At 68.6% G+C, this 18630-nt stretch carries 19 protein-coding genes and 1 riboswitch; of the genes, 9 read left to right on the top strand and 10 right to left on the bottom strand.

All coding sequences use genetic code 11. The features are described from left to right. Positions 1 to 181: 181 nt before the first annotated feature. On the bottom strand, positions 182 to 1966 hold the full coding sequence (gene thiC / locus IF67_RS0129140) for a phosphomethylpyrimidine synthase ThiC (RefSeq protein ID WP_030990675.1): 1785 nt from the start codon (positions 1964 to 1966) through the stop codon (positions 182 to 184). Next, positions 1960 to 2116, bottom strand: a riboswitch (TPP riboswitch). Its footprint overlaps the gene before it by 7 nt. Before the next feature lie 71 nt (positions 2117 to 2187). Between thiC and IF67_RS0129135 the strand changes: the two genes are divergently transcribed. Beyond that, entirely contained in the window at positions 2188 to 3594 is a 1407-nt protein-coding gene (locus IF67_RS0129135; protein WP_030990673.1) for a YibE/F family protein, read from the top strand. A 188-nt stretch (positions 3595 to 3782) separates the two neighbouring features. Here IF67_RS0129135 and IF67_RS0129130 read toward each other — a convergent pair whose 3' ends face one another. The 3 genes from IF67_RS0129130 to IF67_RS0129120 all read right to left on the bottom strand — a co-directional run bounded on the left by IF67_RS0129130 (position 3783) and on the right by IF67_RS0129120 (position 5721). Next, positions 3783 to 4205 (bottom strand): SsgA family sporulation/cell division regulator, encoded by a 423-nt coding sequence (locus IF67_RS0129130; protein ID WP_030075815.1) that lies wholly within the window; start codon positions 4203 to 4205, stop codon positions 3783 to 3785. 743 nt (positions 4206 to 4948) lie between these two features. Continuing rightward, on the bottom strand, positions 4949 to 5176 hold the full coding sequence (locus tag IF67_RS43925; protein ID WP_030990671.1) for a DUF5326 family protein: 228 nt from the start codon (positions 5174 to 5176) through the stop codon (positions 4949 to 4951). Between the two features lie 227 nt (positions 5177 to 5403). After that, the gene (locus IF67_RS0129120) at positions 5404 to 5721 is read right to left on the bottom strand and encodes a cupin domain-containing protein (protein WP_030990669.1); all 318 of its coding nucleotides are present in this window, start codon (positions 5719 to 5721) and stop codon (positions 5404 to 5406) included. Positions 5722 to 5770: 49 nt separating this feature from the next. Between IF67_RS0129120 and IF67_RS0129115 the strand changes: the two genes are divergently transcribed. The 5 genes from IF67_RS0129115 to IF67_RS0129095 all read left to right on the top strand — a co-directional run bounded on the left by IF67_RS0129115 (position 5771) and on the right by IF67_RS0129095 (position 9648). Next, complete coding sequence (locus IF67_RS0129115) at positions 5771 to 6148, top strand: phage holin family protein (RefSeq protein ID WP_030990666.1); 378 nt, start codon at positions 5771 to 5773, stop codon at positions 6146 to 6148. A gap of 60 nt (positions 6149 to 6208) precedes the next feature. Then, positions 6209 to 6790: a low molecular weight protein-tyrosine-phosphatase gene (locus tag IF67_RS0129110; RefSeq protein WP_420708726.1), complete on the top strand. Its 582-nt coding sequence runs from the start codon at positions 6209 to 6211 to the stop codon at positions 6788 to 6790. Further along, positions 6787 to 7914, top strand: a complete 1128-nt coding sequence (locus IF67_RS0129105; RefSeq protein WP_030990663.1) for a cystathionine gamma-lyase — start codon at positions 6787 to 6789, stop codon at positions 7912 to 7914. The genes IF67_RS0129110 and IF67_RS0129105 overlap by 4 nt, the downstream gene beginning before the upstream one ends. A 309-nt stretch (positions 7915 to 8223) precedes the next feature. Further along, positions 8224 to 9120, top strand: a complete 897-nt coding sequence (locus IF67_RS0129100) for a LysR family transcriptional regulator (protein WP_030990661.1) — start codon at positions 8224 to 8226, stop codon at positions 9118 to 9120. A gap of 48 nt (positions 9121 to 9168) precedes the next feature. Further along, positions 9169 to 9648: an NUDIX domain-containing protein gene (locus IF67_RS0129095; protein WP_030990659.1), complete on the top strand. Its 480-nt coding sequence runs from the start codon at positions 9169 to 9171 to the stop codon at positions 9646 to 9648. Between the two features lie 42 nt (positions 9649 to 9690). Here the strand turns inward: IF67_RS0129095 and IF67_RS0129090 are convergent, their stop codons facing one another. From IF67_RS0129090 to IF67_RS0129080, 3 genes are all read right to left on the bottom strand, one after another. Continuing rightward, positions 9691 to 10632 carry a pyridoxamine 5'-phosphate oxidase family protein gene (locus tag IF67_RS0129090; protein WP_051818697.1) on the bottom strand — a complete coding sequence of 314 codons (942 nt, stop codon included), beginning with the start codon at positions 10630 to 10632 and terminating at the stop codon, positions 9691 to 9693. A gap of 49 nt (positions 10633 to 10681) precedes the next feature. Next, positions 10682 to 12544, bottom strand: a complete 1863-nt coding sequence (locus tag IF67_RS0129085; protein WP_030990656.1) for a globin domain-containing protein — start codon at positions 12542 to 12544, stop codon at positions 10682 to 10684. A 450-nt stretch (positions 12545 to 12994) separates the two neighbouring features. Next, entirely contained in the window at positions 12995 to 13630 is a 636-nt protein-coding gene (locus tag IF67_RS0129080) for an HAD family hydrolase (protein ID WP_030990654.1), read from the bottom strand. Between the two features lie 274 nt (positions 13631 to 13904). On the opposite strand from IF67_RS0129080, the gene IF67_RS0129075 reads away from it, so the two are divergent. Beyond that, the gene (locus tag IF67_RS0129075) at positions 13905 to 14462 is read left to right on the top strand and encodes a hypothetical protein (RefSeq protein ID WP_030990652.1); all 558 of its coding nucleotides are present in this window, start codon (positions 13905 to 13907) and stop codon (positions 14460 to 14462) included. 72 nt (positions 14463 to 14534) lie between these two features. Here IF67_RS0129075 and IF67_RS0129070 read toward each other — a convergent pair whose 3' ends face one another. After that, on the bottom strand, positions 14535 to 14993 hold the full coding sequence (locus IF67_RS0129070) for a GlcG/HbpS family heme-binding protein (protein WP_030990651.1): 459 nt from the start codon (positions 14991 to 14993) through the stop codon (positions 14535 to 14537). A 132-nt stretch (positions 14994 to 15125) separates the two neighbouring features. Further along, entirely contained in the window at positions 15126 to 16346 is a 1221-nt protein-coding gene (locus tag IF67_RS0129065; RefSeq protein ID WP_030990650.1) for an MFS transporter, read from the bottom strand. A 144-nt stretch (positions 16347 to 16490) separates the two neighbouring features. Here IF67_RS0129065 and IF67_RS0129060 point away from each other — a divergent pair, with 144 nt between their 5' ends. Both IF67_RS0129060 and IF67_RS0129055 read left to right on the top strand, forming a co-directional pair. Then, positions 16491 to 17024, top strand: coding sequence for a MarR family winged helix-turn-helix transcriptional regulator (locus tag IF67_RS0129060; RefSeq protein WP_078889690.1), 534 nt, complete (start codon positions 16491 to 16493; stop codon positions 17022 to 17024). 107 nt (positions 17025 to 17131) lie between these two features. Next, the gene (locus IF67_RS0129055; protein WP_030990646.1) at positions 17132 to 17584 is read left to right on the top strand and encodes a GNAT family N-acetyltransferase; all 453 of its coding nucleotides are present in this window, start codon (positions 17132 to 17134) and stop codon (positions 17582 to 17584) included. A 33-nt stretch (positions 17585 to 17617) separates the two neighbouring features. On the opposite strand, the gene IF67_RS0129050 is transcribed toward IF67_RS0129055, so the two are convergent. Continuing rightward, positions 17618 to 18391, bottom strand: coding sequence for a TetR/AcrR family transcriptional regulator (locus IF67_RS0129050; protein WP_234341390.1), 774 nt, complete (start codon positions 18389 to 18391; stop codon positions 17618 to 17620). Positions 18392 to 18630: the final 239 nt, after the last annotated feature.

Below are 18630 nucleotides of genomic sequence, written 5' to 3'. Positions count from 1 at the left end.
CCGCCAGAAGGGCGTCCAGGTTTGTCGTCACACACAAGCCAACGGGCGCCCTTCGCCATGGTCGCGGCCAGCACAGACATCGGACTCAATCATCTAGGGCCCGCGACCACCCCGGGCGGGGACGGCGGAAGGCCCCTACCTCCTCGGTAGGGGCCCTCACCCACAGCTGTCCGAACTCCGGCTAGTCCGCGATCGGCAGGTATACGCGGTTGCCCGCCGCCGCGAACTCCTTCGACTTCTCGGCCATCCCGGCCTCGGCGTCGATCGCCAGATCACCCCCGTGCTCGCGGCGGATGTCCTGACTGATCTTCATCGAGCAGAACTTCGGGCCGCACATCGAGCAGAAGTGGGCCGTCTTCGCCGGCTCGGCGGGCAGCGTCGCGTCGTGGAAGGCGCGGGCCGTGTCCGGGTCGAGAGCCAGGTTGAACTGGTCCTCCCAGCGGAACTCGAAGCGGGCGTCGGAGAGCGCGTCGTCCCACTCCTGGGCCCCCGGGTGCCCCTTGGCCAGGTCGGCCGCATGGGCCGCGATCTTGTACGTGATGACGCCGGTCTTGACGTCATCGCGGTCCGGCAGGCCCAGATGCTCCTTGGGCGTGACGTAGCAGAGCATGGCGGTGCCCCACCAGGCGATCATCGCCGCGCCGATACCGGAGGTGATGTGGTCGTAGGCGGGCGCGATGTCGGTGGTCAGCGGGCCGAGCGTGTAGAACGGGGCCTCCTCGCAGATCTCCTGCTGGAGGTCGATGTTCTCCTTGATCTTGTGCATCGGGACATGTCCCGGGCCCTCGATCATCGTCTGTACGCCGTGCCGCTTGGCGATGGTGTTCAGCTCGCCGAGCGTCCGCAGCTCCGCGAACTGCGCCTCGTCATTGGCGTCCGCGATGGAGCCGGGGCGCAGACCGTCACCGAGCGAGTAGGTGACGTCGTAGGAGGCGAGGATCTCGCAGAGCTCCTCGAAGTGCGTGTAGAGGAACGACTCCTGGTGGTGCGCCAGGCACCAGGCGGCCATGATGGATCCGCCGCGGGACACGATGCCGGTCTTGCGGCGGGCCGTGAGCGGGACGTATCGGAGCAGCACACCGGCGTGCACCGTCATGTAGTCGACGCCCTGTTCCGCCTGCTCGATGACAGTGTCCTTGTAGATCTCCCAGGTCAGCTCCTCGGCCTTGCCGTCGACCTTCTCCAGCGCCTGGTAGAGCGGGACGGTGCCGATGGGGACGGGGGAGTTGCGGAGCACCCATTCGCGGGTGGTGTGGATATTGCGGCCGGTGGACAGATCCATGACCGTGTCGGCGCCCCAGCGGGTCGCCCAGGTCATCTTCTCCACCTCCTCCTCGATGGAGGAAGTGACCGCCGAATTACCGATGTTGGCGTTCACCTTCACCAGGAAGTTCTTGCCGATGATCATCGGCTCGATCTCCGGGTGGTTGATGTTGGACGGCAGCACCGCGCGGCCCGCCGCGATCTCGTCGCGTACGAACTCGGGCGTGACGTTCTCGCGGAGGGCGACGTACTCCATCTCCGCGGTGATCTCGCCGCGCTGCGCGTACGCGAGCTGGGTGACCGCGGCGCCGTCACGGCCGCGGCGCGGCTGGCGGGGGCGGCCCGGGAAGACCGCGTCAAGGTTCTTGAGTCCACCGCGCGGCGAGGTGTGCTTGAGGCCGTCGTCCTCCGGCCGCATGGGGCGACCCGCGTACTCCTCGGTGTCGCCGCGGGCAATGATCCAGTTCTCCCGCAGCGGCGCCAGACCGCGGCGGACGTCGGTATCGATATGAGGGTCGGTGTACGGCCCTGACGTGTCGTAGAGCGTCACGTCCTTGCCGTTGGTGAGGTGCACCCGCCGGACCGGGACCCGGAGGTCCGCGCGCGATCCGGAGACATAGCCCTTGTGCCAGCCGATCTGCGGCTCACTGCCGCCGTCGGCACCGTTTCCGTTTTCGGGCGTGCGTGCATCCTGCAGAGTCATGAGACCCAACTCCCTACGCCGGCATTACCCGGTAACAGGTTCGGCGGTCGACGCAGCGGCTTCCGTCCATGGGCGTTTCACGTGAAACGCCGCTGGGACGAAGGTCAGCGCCCTCTCAGCCCGGTGCTCCGAGCTCCCGCGATTGCAAAGGTGGCACCACGGTAGCGGCCGATGTGGCGGGGTGAACAGGGGGCCCCACGAGTTCTTGCGATGATCGGGCGGTGAGCCCTCACGAGTCCCACCACCAGTCCGCCGTGCACTCCCATGCGCACGGCCATGGCCCTGCCACGCCGGTCTCCCGGCATCTGCGCAAGGTCATCGCAGCAGTGCTGATCCCCTTCGCGGCTGCGGTGGCGGTCGGTCTGGTCGTGCTGTGGCCAGGCGGTGCGCCCTCCCATAAGCCCTCCGGCGTCGGCTTCGACCAGCCCACGGAGCAGGCCAGAGTCATCAAAGTGGCGGAGGTGAACTGTGCGGATGTCCATGCCGAGCAGCAGCCCCAGCCGCCGTCTCCGACGGGACAGCCACCGACCGGGGGAGCGTCCAAGAGCAAGCCCTGCCAGCAGGCGACGATCAAGGTCACCACGGGAGAGAACGCCGGGCGCACCTTCCAGACGGTGGTGACACCGGACGCGCTGCGCCACTACACCACCGGACAGGACGTGGTGGTGGCGTACTCCCCCAAGGCGCCGAAGGATCTCCAGTACTCGGTCAGCGATGTCGACCGATCGCTCCCGATGTGGGTGCTGGCCGGGATCTTCGCCCTCGCAGTGGTGATCGTCGGCCGACTGCGTGGAGTCCTCGCGCTGGTGGCCCTGGCCGCCAGCTTTGTGGTCCTGACGCTGTTCATCCTCCCGGCGATCCTTCAGGGCTCCAATCCGCTGCTGGTGGCGGTGATCGGCGGAAGCGCGATCATGCTGATCGCGCTCTACCTGTGCCATGGGCTGACGGCCCGTACGTCGGTCGCCGTGCTCGGCACCCTCGCCTCACTGCTGCTGATCGGGCTGCTCGGTTCGGTATTCATCAACTGGGCTCTGCTGACCGGCAATACGGACGACACGACCGGGCTGGTGCACGGTCTGTACCCCGACATCGAGATCCGCGGTCTGCTGCTCGCGGGGATCATCATCGGGTCGCTGGGTGTGCTCGACGACGTGACGGTGACACAGACCGCCGCGGTCTGGGAGCTCAAGGAGGCGGACCAGGCGGCGGGCTGGCGCAAGCTGTACGGCGCCGCTATGCGGATCGGCCGGGATCACATCGCCTCCGTCGTCAACACCCTGGTGCTGGCCTACGCGGGCGCCGCACTGCCGCTGCTTTTGCTGTTCTCGATCGCACAGAGCAGCGTCGGCACGGTCGCCACGAGCGAGGTGGTCGCGGAAGAAATCATCCGCACGCTCGTGGGCAGCATCGGACTGGTCGCCGCGGTACCGCTGACGACGCTGCTGGCAGCGCTGGTGGTCTCGGCGGACCGGAAGGGCCTGGGCGGGCAGGGGAGCAACGGCGGGGCAGGAGCCGGACAAGGATCCGGGGCGGGATCGGGGGCCGGGGTCGCTGCCGGTGCACCGACAGGCACCCCGGAGGGCAGACCCAGCCGACGCGGGGGACGAGGTAAGCGGCGTAAGCAGTGACGGGGCACAAGTGCGGCCCGTGGCAGGCGGCTTCAGGCACGCGACTGGCGCGTGAAAGGGCAGGGCACGGGTCGAGGGCAGCGAAGGGAGGCAGCACAGCCCAGAAGGGGCGACACAGGTGCGCGGGCACGCGGGAGTACCGGCGCACCCGGTATGACGTCGGCGTGGACGGTCCGTCCGGCTCGGGGTCAGCCGGCCGGGGCCTCCGTGAGGATCTGGTCCAGTACGGCTTCCAGGGTGTCGCAGACCTCTTCCTTGCCGAGCGGTACGAGCCGGTCCGTACGGTCCAGGAAGGCGACCAACGGCGCCGCACTCACCCGGAACAGCGCGCGCTCGGCGCCGACCTGAAGGCTGATGAAGACATCGCTGAGGTGTGTGGGGGAGGCAGGCTCGATCCGCACATCACCCTCACCGGACGGCCGGCTCAGGCCGTCCAGCAGCAGCTCCCGGCCGAACGCCCAGGTAACGGGCGCATCTCCGGGCAGATCGAAGGTGAGACGGACGGCGTACGGATCGGCGCTGGCAAAGTCCAGCTGCACCGGAATCCGGAACGCGAGCTCCTCCGAGACGACGAAGCTCATGATCACTTCTGCCTGAACTGTGTCGGTCATCAACCACTGCCCCGCACTTGATCGGAGATGGCCGGGAAACATCCCCCGTAGCCCTATTGGCGCCATCGTCTGCCACGCGCAAGCAGATCACAAGGAGTGAGTTTTCAGATACTGACAGAGAAGGCGAGTGTCGTTAGTGTCGCCTCCGCCATTCTTCGTAGTCGGTCTGTAACAGACCGCAATCGACGCAGTTCGTCCGTGCGCAGGGAAAGCACCGACGCCCCGGCGGCCGCACCGACCTGGACCGGGAGGGCCGGACATGCCGCGCCCAGGGCGTATGTCCGAACCGGGAAAGACCCCTGATGACAACGCACCGTATCCAAACAGTGCCGCAATTCGTCCTGAGATCGCACGGAAAAGGGCGTTATCAACGGGACGGGATGGCGCGCGTGATGCTCTCTGCTCGATACCTAGTCGAGCTGCGCAAGCAGACATTGCCCGATCACGTGGGCGTCTGCGGCGGTACGGAAGTCGGCCCACCTCGCTCCCGCCGAAGACTCCGGGCCCTCGGTGCCCACGAGCCTCGCGACATCACCCTTGCGATAGACGGCGAAGTAGACGGCGGCACCGACTCCTGTCCTGCCACGGCCGGCGCTGCGGAGATCCAGGCCGGTGCCGGCGCCCGGCTCCGGCCCGGCCGGCAGCCTGGACGAGAACCGTATTCGCTGTTCACGATTGCCAACTCCGGCCCCCGCGTCCGCTCACAGCGGGGCACGGGAGCCGGTCGGTGGAGAAACCGCGGCTTACCAGTCGCTCTTCGACGAGGACGATGACGACGAGCCACTGGACCTGCGGACGAGGTAGATGACTCCGGCGATCAGGGCCGCCGCGATGAGGACCTTGAACAGCACGCCGATCAGGAAGCCGAGCGCGGTGGTGATCAGTCCGCCGAAAACCACGATCAGGACGACGGGCACCACGACCCAGGTGACCCACCACGGAAGTCCTGCGAATATCCCCTTACCAGCCACTGCTCTGCCCTGCTTTCTGTCTGTCGCGCTGTCGCTGTCCGTACCGCGCTGTCCGTCTGCTGCGCCGTTGTCGCGGTGGTGGCACCGTCCGCATGCGGCATGTCTGTCGCCTCACACCTCCGGTTCCCCCCTGCACCAACGATGCTAGGACGCGGACCGCGGCCGTGGGGGCTTCGCAGCCCCGGCCCTCCCCTGACCCTTCCCCTACGGGTACCGGGGCCCGGCCCTTAGCTCTCAGGAGGAGAGAAGACCACCATCACCCGGAGGTCCTCGCTGACGTGATGGAACTTATGGGGCACTCCGGCCGGCACGTAGACCACACTGCCCCGCGCCACCGGCTGCGTCTCCGTCCCGACAGTGATCGCCGCCCGGCCGCTGACCACGAGATACACCTCGTCCTGCGCATGCGGCTGCTGCGGATCGATGCTGCCGGCGTCCAGCGCATACAGCCCGACCGACATGTTGCGTTCCCGGAGGAACTGTAGATACGCGCCGTCGTTCGCAGCCCGTTCCACTTCCAGCTCATCCAGTCTGAAAGCCTTCATGCCGATCGCACCCCTCTGATGATTCAGACTTGTCTGCGACGATCTCACCATGAAGCATTTTCTGGTCAAGACGATCGCCAACGCCGCGGCGCTTGCCGTGGCCATCTGGCTGCTCAAGGACATCACGCTCACCGGCGAGAACACCGGCCGCAAGATACTGACCCTGGTCCTCGTCGCGCTGATCTTCGGACTGGTCAATTTCCTGGTCAAGCCCGTGGCGAAGCTGCTGTCCTTCCCCCTGTTCATCCTCACGCTCGGCCTGATCACACTGGTCGTGAACGCGCTGATGCTGCTGCTGACCTCCTGGCTCGCCGGCAAGGCCGACCTCGCCTTCCATGTGGGCGGCTTCTGGACGGCACTGCTCGGTGGCGTGATCATCTCCATAGTGGCCTGGGCGATGCACATGATCCTTCCCGACGAGGACTGATCCTTGAACGCCCCCTTCCGTATCTGCTTCGTCTGCACCGGCAACATCTGCCGGTCGCCGATGGCGGAGTCCGTCCTCCGCGCCCGCCTCGCGGAGGACGGACTCGACGGCCTGGTCGAGGTCGACAGCGCAGGGACCGGCGGCTGGCACGAGGGCGATGGAGCCGACCCGCGCACGGTCGCCGTGCTGCGCGCGGGCGGCTATGAAACAGCCCACACCGCGCGGCAGTTCCACGCCTCCTGGTTCGACCACCTCGACCTGGTCATTGCGCTCGACTCCGGCCATGTGCGCGAGCTGCGCAGCTTGGCCCCCACCGCGCAGGACGCCGCCAAGATCCGTCTGCTGCGCTCGTACGCAGCGGACATGGCAGACATGGCGGACACCGGACCGATATCGGAGCCCCGCCGCGCCTCCGGCCACGGCCTCGCCGGCGACCTCGACGTACCCGATCCGTACTACGGCCATTTCGCCGCCTTCGAGGAGTGCCTGGAGATGGTCGAGACGGCGAGCGACGGCCTGCTCGCCGCGGTCCGCGCCACGGTCACGGCCCGTACCGTGGCCATGGCCCACGCACCCGGACACGACACCGACCGGCACCAGGCGCGGAACCCGCACTCCCCGCGACAGAAGGAGAGCGCATGACGGGCGATGGCACCCGAGCCGTACGTGCCGGGCTTCCGGAGCCCGAGGCCTACGAGCCGGCCCTCCCGGGACCGGTGTTCGCGGCGCACTACCACCTCCCCGGCGACGCCGTCGGCCCGTACACATACGGCCGTGACGCCAACCCGACCTGGACCCGCTTGGAACAGGCCATCGGTGAGCTCGAATCACCGGACGAAAGCGCCCATACCGTCGCCTTCGCCTCCGGAATGGCAGCGATCACCGCTGTCCTCTTCTCCCAGCTGCGCACCGGCGACACGGTGGTGCTCCCCAACGACGGGTACCAGCTACTGCCGGCCGTCCGCACCCGCCTGGAGAGCTACGACATCAAGGTCCGTACGGCTCCGACCGCGCACGACGCACAGCTCGACGCCCTGGACGGCGCCCGGCTGCTGTGGATCGAAACGCCGTCCAACCCCGGCCTCGATGTCTGTGACATCCGGCGGCTGGCCGACGAAGCCCACCGCCGCGGCGCGTTGGTCGCCGTCGACAACACCCTCGCCACTCCGCTCGGGCAGCGGCCGCTCGACCTCGGCGCGGACTTCTCGGTCGCCAGCGGCACCAAGGCGCTGACCGGCCACGGAGACGTCCTGCTTGGGTACGCCAGCACCCGCGATGCCGCACTGGCCGATTCCGTGCGGCTGTGGCGCAAGACGGTGGGCGCGATTCCCGGCCCGATGGAGAGCTGGCTCGCGCATCGCTCGCTCGCCACCCTTGCTCTGCGCGTCCGCCAGCAGTCGGAGGGTGCGCTGGCACTGGCCGCGGCACTGGCCGACCGTCCCGAGGTCACCGGTCTGCGCCACCCGGGCCTTCCGTCCGACCCGTCCCATGAGCTCGCAGCCCGGCAGATGCGCCCGGGCCGCTTCGGCTCCGTGGTGTCCTTCGTGCTGCCCGACAAGGCCCACGCGGAGCGGTTCATGGCCGCGCTGACCCTGGTGGACGATGCAACGAGCTTCGGAGGCGTACGGTCCAGCGCCGAGCGACGGGCCCGCTGGGGCGGTGACGCCGTCCCGGAGGGCTTCATCCGCTTCTCGGTCGGTGTCGAGGAGCCGGAGGATCTGATCGCGGATGTCATCCGGGCGCTGGACGAGGCCGCGCAGAACTGACCGGACAACCGCATGAACCAAAGCCGGGGAACGAGTCGAACAAGGGGAGCGTGGCTCACCCCCGGCGCACCGGCAGCGGTGTGAGGCCGGCCGGCAGGGCATCCCCCCTCGTCACCCTGCCGGCCTGCGGTTCCACATGGCCCCGAGTCCACGCGTTTCACGTGAAACCAACCGCTTCACGTGAAACGAACCGCTCGAACAAGGCTAGTTGACTGAGCGTCATTGTCCAATCACGCTAGCGACACAGCCCTATCGACAAATTTATAGTTGGCCCGCGACCAGGCTTCCCAGAGGCGCAGGGAGTACGCGATGGATCTGGCTCTGCTGCGCACCTTCGTCACCGTGCACCGAGCCGGCTCCTTCACCCGCGCCGCGGCGCTGCTCGGCCTCTCCCAGCCCGCCGTGACCAGCCAGATCCGGGCGCTGGAACGCCAGTTGGGCCGCCCGCTCTTCCTCCGGTACGCCCGTGGCGTCACCCCCACCACCGTCGGCGATGAACTCGCCCACAAAGTGGCACCGCACCTGGACGCGCTCACCGAGATCACCGAGGCCGGCCTGGACCGGGACTCCGTCACCCGCACTCTCCATTTCGCCGGCCCCCCGGAGTTCCTCGCCGAACGCGCCCTCCCGGCGCTGACCCCACTGATCGCCCAGGGCCTGTCCATACGCACCGCCTTCGGCCCGGCGGAGGAGCTGCTGTCCGGTCTGGCAGCGGGTCACCATGATCTGACCGTCACCACCACCAGGCCGCGCGGCGGGCTGCTGACCGCCACCCCGCTCTGCGACGAGGAGCATGTCCTGATCGCCGCGCCGCACTGGGCGGCCGAGCTGGGCGGGTCCGCGGTACTGCGGGCCGGGGGAGTCCGCGTGCTGGACCCCGTGCCGCTCGTCGAGGTCCACGAAAGCCTGCCGCTGATCGCCCGCTACTGGTCCGCTGTCTTCGACGCCAAGCCCGCCGCCTCCGCCGCCGTGATCGCTGCGGACCTTCGGGCGGTGCTGTCCTGCGTCACGGCCGGCGCGGGGCTCGCCGTACTGCCCCGCTATCTGTGCGCCGACGCGCTGGACAGCGGCGAAGTCGTGGCCCTGCTCGACCCGCCGGTACCACCGCTGCGCACGTACTTCCTGGCCGTACGGACCGGGACGCTCGGACTGCCGCATATCGCGCGGGCGCATGAGCGGCTGCTGCGAACCGCTGTCGACTGGTGACCGAGAGGCGTGGGTTTCACCAGGCCGTGACTGCGGCATCTGTCCCCTATGAACGTACGGCCAGTCGTCAAACGCACCGCCCGCGCGATTCTGCTCGACGGCGCGGACCTCGTTCTGATCAAACGCACCAAGCCGGGCCGAGCCCCGTACTGGATCACTCCGGGCGGGGGTGTGGAGCCCGAGGACGCCACCGTTATCGACGCCCTCCACCGTGAACTGGACGAAGAGCTGGGCGCGAAGATCAAGGACGTGGTGCCGGTCTTTGTCGACACCGTCGAGCACTTCAGCGACGGTGGGGTGGACGGCGTGAAGGTGCAGCACTTCTTCGTCTGCCGGCTCGACTCGATGGACACCTCGCGCCGGCACGGCCCCGAGATCGAGGAGCCCTGCGGGGAGTACGAGATCGTGCGGGTGCCCTTCACCCGCGTCGGCATCGCCTCCGTGGAGGTCGTGCCGCTCTCACTGCGGCACTACCTGGACGGCAACATCGAGGGCGTGTGGGCGATGCACGCCCCGGATCTGGGCTGAGGACCGCCTGCCGCCGCGCCCGCCGCTACGGCAGGCGCGGTGTCAGCCGCCGTCGCGCCGGTCGAACCAGCCGCGGAATTCGGGATCGTCGTCCACGGACCGACGGGGCTGGGCGCGGGCGAGCACCCGCTCGACCCGGTCGAGGAACTCCGCGTTCAGCTCCTCCACGAAGTCACCCCGGCCCGGGGCACTGCGTCCCCCGGCGTACGCGGGATCGACCCGTGGGGCAGGACGCATGCCGGCGCCGTACGCGGGGCCGCTCCCGTACGCCGGGGCCGCAGCTTGGTACATCGCGTCGTCGGTGTCCTCGTGCAGTCCGCCCCGGAGATGCTCGTTCTTGCGCTCGGCGCGCCGGAAGGGCGGCCGCTGCTCCGCCTCGGCCGCCGAGCCGAAGAAGTCGCCGCCCTTGCGCTTGACGTCGTCGGTGCCCCACGCGCGCGCCCCGCGCTGCTGTGCCGGGACCTTCTGGAGATGCGGAATGTGCTTGGCGCAGTGGATATACGCCTCTTCGACCTCGACGGTGACCCACAGCTGGGCACGTCGGCCGGGGATCGGGTCGACCGGAAGGCCCGGGTGGTGCGCCCGCATTTCCTCGTCCATGACGACCCGCGACCGGCCGTTGATGTGCAGCCCGATGCGGTCACGGGTGAAGTCGACCATCAAGATGCCCAGGCGCGGGTTCTCCGAGATGTTCCCGATGGACGCCATGACACCGTTGCCACGGTATTCCGGGTACGCCAGCGTCCGGTCGTCGAGCACCTGGACGAAGCCCGGCGGCCCGGCCCGGAACGTCGCATCGCATTCGCCGTGCCGGTCGGCCGTGGCCAGGAAGAACATCTCCTGCCGGGCCACGAACTCCTGCATACGGACATTGAGATGGTCCAGTACCTGGTCCCGGTAGAAACGGTCGGCGCGCTCGGTCGTACCGAGCCTCTGCTGCACCAAGTGCTCGCCGTCGCTCCCGGGGCGCTCCTGCCGTGGCATGCCCCACCCCTCCCCTGTCGGACCGTATTCGACCTGTGCTGCCAAGATCTCAATCCCCTGTGGAGACCAGCTGGTCGACCGAGTCGTGCCGTATGCGCTCGGTCGGGATGCCGACCCCCACCAAAGCGTCCACACCGCTGCGGATCAACCCCGGCGGCCCGGAAAGATAGGCGTCATATTCCCGGAATGGTCCGTATTGCCGTACCGCGTCCGGCAATTGGCCGGTTTCGCTGCTCGTCCCGCCGCGGGCCGCGGGTCCCGTGGCGACGACCGGGCGGACGGAGAGCCAGGGGTGGGTGTGTTCCAGGCGCAGCATGGTGTCGAGGTCGTAGAGGTCATGGTCGCTGCGTGCGCCGTAGAAGACCTCGACGGGGCGCCGGACGCCGTGTTCCGCGACATCCTCGACCAGTGCCTTGATGGGTGCGATGCCGGTGCCGCCGCCGACGCACAGCAGACCGCTGCGCGTGCTGTGGTCGACGGTCATCGAGCCGCCGGGGGCGCCGAGCCGGATGACATCGCCGGGGCGGGCGCGGTGGACCATGGCATTGGAGACCCAGCCGGCCGGGACCGCCTTGACGTGGAACGAGAGCAGGCCGTCGGAGCGCGGCGCCGAGGCGAAGGAGTAGTGCCGCCAGACCCGTGGCCACCAGGGGGTTTCCACACTGGCGTACTGCCCCGCGAGGAACGGGTAGGGCTGGTCCGGGCGGACCATCACCACCGCGATATCGGGCGTCCGCAGCTCGTGCGAGACGACCTCGGCCTGCCACCAGGCGGGGGCCACGGCCTCGTTCTCGGCAGCCGCATCGATCATGATCTGTGAGATCGCGGTATAGGCCCGCACCCACGCGGCCTGGGTCTCCGGCCCCCAACTGGACGTCGCATAGCGCGCGAGCGCGTTGAGCAGGCACTCGCCGACCGCCGGGTAGTGGTCGGGCAGGGTGCCGTACTTGCGGTGCCCCCGACCGAGGTTCGAGAGGTACGCGCTGAGCACATCGGCGTCGTCGACGTGCTGGGCGGCGGTGAGCAGCGCCTTGAAGAGCCGGTCGCGCTGGGTGTCCATCGACGCGGGGAACAGCGCCCGCAGATCGGGGTACTGGACGAAGAGTAGCGCGTAGAAGTACGACGTGACCTTGTCAGCCACGGGCTCGATTTCCGCCATGGTGCGACGGATGAGAATCGCGTCGGGGGAGGCGGGTGTTGCTGACGAGGCCGAGGCTTGCAGGGCCTCGAGAGAGGGCTCCGGGGCGGGGGTGGCGGGACGCGCCTTGGGGGTGAAGGCAGAGGGAGCGGCGGCCGGGGCCTTGTTCTGGACGCGCGGCTCCGCGGGGGACACGGCGCCGGTGGGGACACTTACCGCGGGCGCTCCCGTGGGGCGCGCCGATTCGTGTACGGGCTCGGGCTCCCGGCCCCTGGCGGGCTCGACCTCGTGGCGCGGCGGTGCATAGGCCGGGGCCGGGGCGGCGTACCCGGGGTCTGCGGCAGGCTGCTCGGAGTACGCGGCGGGCTCGGGGTACGCGGGCGCGAAGGGCTGCTCGAGATAGACGGCTGCCGCGGACGGCCGGCCCGATGCGTGTCGTGACACAGGAGCCTGCGGCGGCTGCGGCTCCGGCTCTCGCTCACGCTCGGCGGCGGTGCCTACCGGCCGGATCGGATTGACCGGCCGACTGGGTATCTGTTCCCGGTCGTTCCGTTCGTCTCTCGTGTTCCGCTCATGGCGGTCTCTGCGGTCGTGGTCTTCACTCCGGCCGTCCGGTTCGGCCCGGCCGTCCTCGTCCTGTGGCCGGTCCTGGCTGTTTTGCCGCTCCTGCTGTTCATCGGAGGACTGCTTCGCCGGCGGAGTGAACCAACCCCAATTGCCACTGCTCCCGCCGGAAGAGCCGCTATCGGCCGACGTGGTGGTCGGAGCGTCCATGGTCTGCCTCGCCTCGAACGTCTTTCGGTTGTCTTCGCACTTCCGTGGATCGGAACTGCCCGGAATTCCCCCGCCTGCCCCGGAATTCTTCATCGACTCAAGCGATTCCGGCAAAACCCTCCAAAACGGACAACTCTCACTGCCTCGCAACAATGTGGAGCAGATGCCGCGTCAGCAGCATGCCACTCCTGCTCATCACATCGGACAAATTATCGGAAGTCCGGGTACCGAGGGCCGCTTTGCCACTAGGCTGACGAGCTTTGAGCCCACCTTCGCGCACCCGCGGAAGCCCTCCCTCCGCCAAGCCGGACTCGACCATACCGGCAGTAGTTGAAACCACAAGCCCTGATCTTGGAACACTCCGCGCGGCCCCTCCGATAACAGGGATCCTCCCCACAGAGTGCATTTTCAGCACACACAGCGGACGAATCCGCCGGAGAAAGCGCGTAATTACCGGCCAGTACGCACCAGCTCGTATGCCTCACGCAGATCACCGCCCGCGTACACATATGAGGCAAGGCCACTGACATGGTGATCCGCATTCACGGCCACGGACTGCCCGACTGCCGCGAACAGTTCGGTGTCCGACATGGAGTCGCCGTATGCCACGCAGTCGGCTCGGGTCAGGTCGTACTGCACACAGAGTTCATCCGCGATACGTACCTTCGCCGCCGCCGAGAGGATGCCGGCCGGCTCCACCGCCTCCCGGAACGGCAACGCGGGCCAGCGGGAACCATGCGCCGCGTCGGCTCCCCACGGCAGCAGCCGTTCGACGAAGAAACCCGGCGAGAGAGAAATCACCGCGCAGCGTTCACCACGCGCCCGGATATCCGCCCAGACTTCCCGGATTCCGGTCAGCCATGGTGCGCCGTCAAAAGCCGCGGCCACCATGAGTTCGGTCAACTCGGCGGCCCATAGATCGCATGCCCGCTGCGCGAACTGCGGGGGTGTCAGTTCACCCGCGGCAAATCCACGTTCCAGCTCGGCAATCTCCCGGTCCAGCCCGAGCTGCCGGGAGATCTCGATGGCGGCCGCGGACCCATGGAGCAGAGTCCCGTCCATATCGAACAGATGCAGCTTGCCCATGCCCCGGAGCCTAGGATGCGCGGTGGCGAAAAGCGCGGGCGGGCCCGCAGGAGGGTGCGACCGGTGCGCACGGTTCCCGGGACCGGGCGAGGGTGCGGCCGCGCTCGCACTCTCGGGCCCCGGAAACGGCAGATGCCGGCACCGCTCTTCGGGGACGCACCGGGGGACATATCGACATACCGGGGACGTATCGGGGACGTACTCAAGCCCGCGTACGAGCGGATACTCCCGTGGGCAGATGTACCGCGGGGCCCGGGTCGCCACCGTGGAACCCATGCAGCAGCTCAGCCGCCCCGCCCGCCGGGCTCTCCTCGTCGTTCACGTCGCCGTCACCGTCAGCTGGCTCGGTCTCACTCTCGGGCTGCTCGCGCTCGGCATCACCGGCTACACCACCGGGTCCCCCGACATGGCAGGCGTCGCCTACCGGGCGATGAAGGTCTTCGGTGACTGGCTGGTCCTCCCCGTCGCCCTGGTCTCGCTGGTCAGCGGGCTGGTGCTGTCGCTGTGCACCGCTTGGGGGCTGGCCAGGCACCGCTGGGTCCACCTCAAGTTCTGGCTGACGCTCATCACCGTGCTGCTGTCGGTCTTCTCCCTGCGGCCCGGTATCAACCACCTGGCCGCCCAGGCCGCGGCAGGCACCCCGACCCCGGACATCAGCCTCGTCGTCGCACCGGCGGTCGCCACGGCCACCTATCTCTTCATCACCGCGATCTCCGTCCTCAAGCCCTGGGGACTGACCAGACGCGGCAGCCGACTGCGCGAGGCACAGTCGGCCGAGGCCCGCGCCGGCCGCCCGCGAAGGAGCGGCATCAAAGGCGCGAGCGTCCGTTAGGGCGTGTCCGCGATGCCCCGTCGTTTGCCCGTAGGGCGGGGCTTACGAACCGGCCCTGGTGCGGAGCCGCCGTCAGGCGAGGTCGGCCTCCGCTATCGCCTCGGTGACAATCCGGTGGTCCTGTTCGGGGGCACCGCCACCGAAGCCGATCGCGCCGATCAGCCGGCCGTCCCGGTGGAGCGGCACACCACCCGCGAGGAAGAGCAGCGGCCGGTCCAACGCCGTGGGGAGCGTGTGGAAGAGCCCGTCGGGCCGTACGAGCTCGACCAGGTCAGCGGTGGGGGCGTCCAACTGAAGTGCCGTGTACGCCTTGCGGGTGCTGGTCTCCCCTGAGATCAGCACGGCCGTGTCATCGCGCCGGAAACCGAGCAGATGACCGCCCGCATCCAGGACGGTGACGCTGCCCCGCACACCGAGCCCCTCGGCGGCACGGACGGCGGTCTCGATAAGGCCCTCGGCATCGCGGGTGGTGAGGGGACGGACGGTGGGGGTGGGGGTGGCCGTGGGCGTGGCAGGGGTGGTGGTGCTCATGAGAGGTGTTCCCTGGGGGTGTAGTGGTGCTGGTCACGCGTGCTGCGCTCGTGGTGCGTGGCGCGCTCGTGGTGCTCGTTGGTCTGCTGGTGCTCGTAGCGCCGCTGATGCGGGGCGGGCGGTACGGGTCCGTCAGCTGTGCGCCGTTGCTAGGGGCTCTTCGGCGGCCACCGTGGATCCGCCGACGGCCACCACACGGCCACGGCCCCTCTGACGCCGCTCCAGAGCGGAGGCGAATATCGCCACCCCCAGCGCCGCGGCAGTCATGAGTGCACCGACCCAGTTGGGCGCGGTGTAGCCGAGGCCGGCCGAGATCACGATCCCGCCGAGCCAAGCGGCCAGCGCATTGCCGAAGTTGAAGGCCGCGATATTTCCGGCCGAGGCGAGGGTGGGCGCCGAGGCCGCCTGGTCCATCACCCGCTTCTGGAGCGGCGGCACGGTGGCGAAGCCGAAGATGCCGATCAGCGCGATGGTGACGATGGCTGCGATCTTGTTGTGCGCGGTGAAGTTGAACGCGGCCAGCGAGAGCGCCAGACCGGTCATCGACACGAACAGCATCGGCATCATGGCGCGGTCGGTGAAGCGACCGGAGACCAGGTTTCCGCCGACCATGCCGAGGCCGAAGATGGCCGTCAGCCAGATCACGGAGGACGGTGCGAAGCCGGTGACCTCGGTCATCATCGAGGCGAGGTACGTGACGGCCGCGAAGACACCGCCGAAGCCCAGGATCGTCATCAGCATCGCGAGACCGACCTGCGGATTGCGGAAGACCGCGAGTTCGCTGCCTATCGGAGAGGCCGCCTTCGCCCGCTGCGCGGGGACCAGCTTGACGATGCCGAGCAGGCCGATCACACCGAGCGCGGTGATCGCGTAGAAGGTGGTGCGCCAGTCGAACTGCTGGCTGAGCATGGTGCCGGCGGGTACGCCCACGACGTTGGCGATGGTCAGGCCGCTGAACATCAGCGAGATGGCCGTGGCCCGCTTCTCGGGCGCGACGAGGTCGGCGGCGACGAGCGCGCCGATGCCGAAGAACGCACCGTGCGTGAACGCGGCAACGATCCGTCCGGCCAGCATGATCCCGAAGTTGGGTGCGACGGCCGTGAGCAGGTTGCCCACGATGAACAGGCCCATCAGCAGCATCAGCATCTGCTTGCGGGTGAAGCGGGTGCCGAGGGCGGTCATCAGCGGCGCCCCGATGACCACACCGAGGGCGTAGAGAGTGGTCGCGTATCCGGCGAGTGGGATCGAGACACCGAAACCGCCCGCCATGTCGGGCAGCAGGCCCATGACCGCGAACTCGGTCGTTCCGATCCCAAAGGCACCTATGGCAAGAGCCAGGAGTGCGAGAGGCATGGCGGATCCCTTCAAATCATTGCGTCTGTTTCTTACGAGCGTCCACAATAATTGCAGACGCGGGTTAATTGCAAGCGCCGTATATTTCGAAAGTGTCCTATCCTGGTGGTGCGCCCATGAGGTGCGCCCATGAGGAGGTCGTCGATGACGCAGCAGACGCGGGAGAACCAGGAGACTCAGCAGACCGTGGAGGCACGGCAGCCGGCAGCACCGACTGCCCCCGGCTGCCCACCGGCGCCCGCCCCCGGACTGGCTCAGGGCTGGTGCGCGCTCTCCGCCCTGCACGGCCGTATCGAGTCCCACATCGAACGCGCCCTCCAGACGGGCCACGACCTCAGCGTCCGTGAGTTCTCGGTCCTCAATGTGCTCAGCGAGCAGCACGACGGACCCGGCGGCCACCTACGGATGCACCAGGTCGCGGACTCCGTGGTTCTCAGCCAGAGCGCCACGACCCGCCTGGTCACGCGGCTCGAGGATCGGGGGCTGCTCTCGCGCTACCTGTGCCCCGACGACCGGCGCGGCATCTACACCAACGTGACGCCCGATGGCCTCACGCTCCTGGTAGACGCCCGGCCCACCCACGACGGCGCCCTGCGTGAAGCCCTCCAGGACGCCGCCCAGCGCCCCGAGCTGGCACCGCTCGTCACCGCCGTCGAGACGCTCGCGCCGCCGGAGTAACACCGGGGTGATGCGGGCGAACGGGGACGGGGGCGGGACGACGGCTGAACGCGCGGCACGGCTGCCTGTCTGCCGCCCCCGCGATCACACGGCATAAGGTCGCGCCCATGAGCGATATCGAGATACGCCGCGCGACCGAGGCCGATCTGCCCGCCATCATCGCGATGCTCGCCGATGACCCGTTGGGTGCCACCCGCGAATCGCCGGATGACCTGGCTCCGTACCGCGCCGCGTTCGAGGTGCTGGCCGCCGACCCGAAGCAGCACCAGATTGTCGCGGTCCGCGAGGGACGGACCGTCGGCACGCTCCAGCTCACGGTCATCCCCGGTCTGTCCCGGCGCGGCGCCACCCGCTCCATCATCGAAGGGGTACGCATCCACCGCGACGAGCGCGGCAGCGGCCTCGGCACCCAGCTCATCGAGTGGGCGGTCGCGGAATCCCGCACGCTCGGCTGCCAGATGGTGCAGCTCACCTCGGACGCGACCCGCATCGATGCGCACCGCTTCTACGAGCGCCTCGGGTTCGAGGCCTCCCACCTGGGCTTCAAGCTCCAGCTCTGAGCGACGCACCGGCCGGCACACGGCGACGTCTGATCACGTCTGCCGGGTACGTCCCCGTGCCCGGTGCGCCTTCTGCCGGCAGGCACCACCGCAGTAGCGGGCGGGCCGCCCCATGCGCGCCGCCGTGATCGCCGTGCCACACAGCTCACACCGCGATTCGTTACGCTTTACCGGCTCCACCGGCAGTTTCGTTACGGCGCGCTCCGGCCGCAGCGCATCGCACATCAGCGCCGTCATCCGTTCCGGCACCCCGGCCTCCACACCGTTTCCCGCCCTGGCCCGCTCCATCGAAAGACACCCCACCAGCAGGGCCCTGAGGTCCGTTATCCCGACGTCCTGCCGTACGTCACCTGCCTCTTGGGCCCTGCCGAGCAGCACTTCCAGCGCATCGTCGAAGTCCTGCCCGACCCCGGGCGACGGCTCGAAACGACCGGCGCCGGCCGCTTCCAGCGCGTCACACAGTGCCTTGTTCCGTGACGCGAGCCGCACCACGGAGGAAAGGAAGCGAAAGAACACCGCGCCGGGGTCCGGCACCTCGGCCAAGTCCCTTGCAGTGTCGGTGAAAAGCTCAATCCGCTCCACGATCGTCGCCCTGAACAGGGCTTCCTTGGAAGGAAAGTGGCGGTAGACGGTGCCCGCACCGACACCCGCCCGGCGCGCAATCTCTCCGAGGGGAACCCCCAACCCCCGTTCCTCGAAGGCGAATCGAGCCGCCTGGAGCACCAGAGCCCTGTTGCGCCGCGCATCCGCACGGGACGACGTGACACCACCCTCGGCCACCGCCGGCCTCCCGAAAAACATCGACATCCGGTGCGCGCGTGCCGTCCTTGTAAACGGGTCGCTTGTTCCGATTCTACGGGAGGCTTCGAGCATGATCGTTAAATGACCCGGACACGCGGTGGCGGGGGAACGGACCGACGACGACCGATACCGGCGCGGACGTGCGAGCCATCGAAGAGCGTTCCATAGCCGCCGAAGAGCCCTCGGCATGGCCTGACCGCTGTGCCGAGGCCCGCAAGCGACGGCGCATACGGCGCCTTCGCGTC

The sequence above is a fragment of the Streptomyces sp. NRRL S-1813 genome (genome assembly GCF_000719605.1).
Classification (GTDB): domain Bacteria; phylum Actinomycetota; class Actinomycetes; order Streptomycetales; family Streptomycetaceae; genus Streptomyces; species Streptomyces decoyicus.
This window is presented reverse-complemented; position numbering and strand designations above follow the sequence as displayed.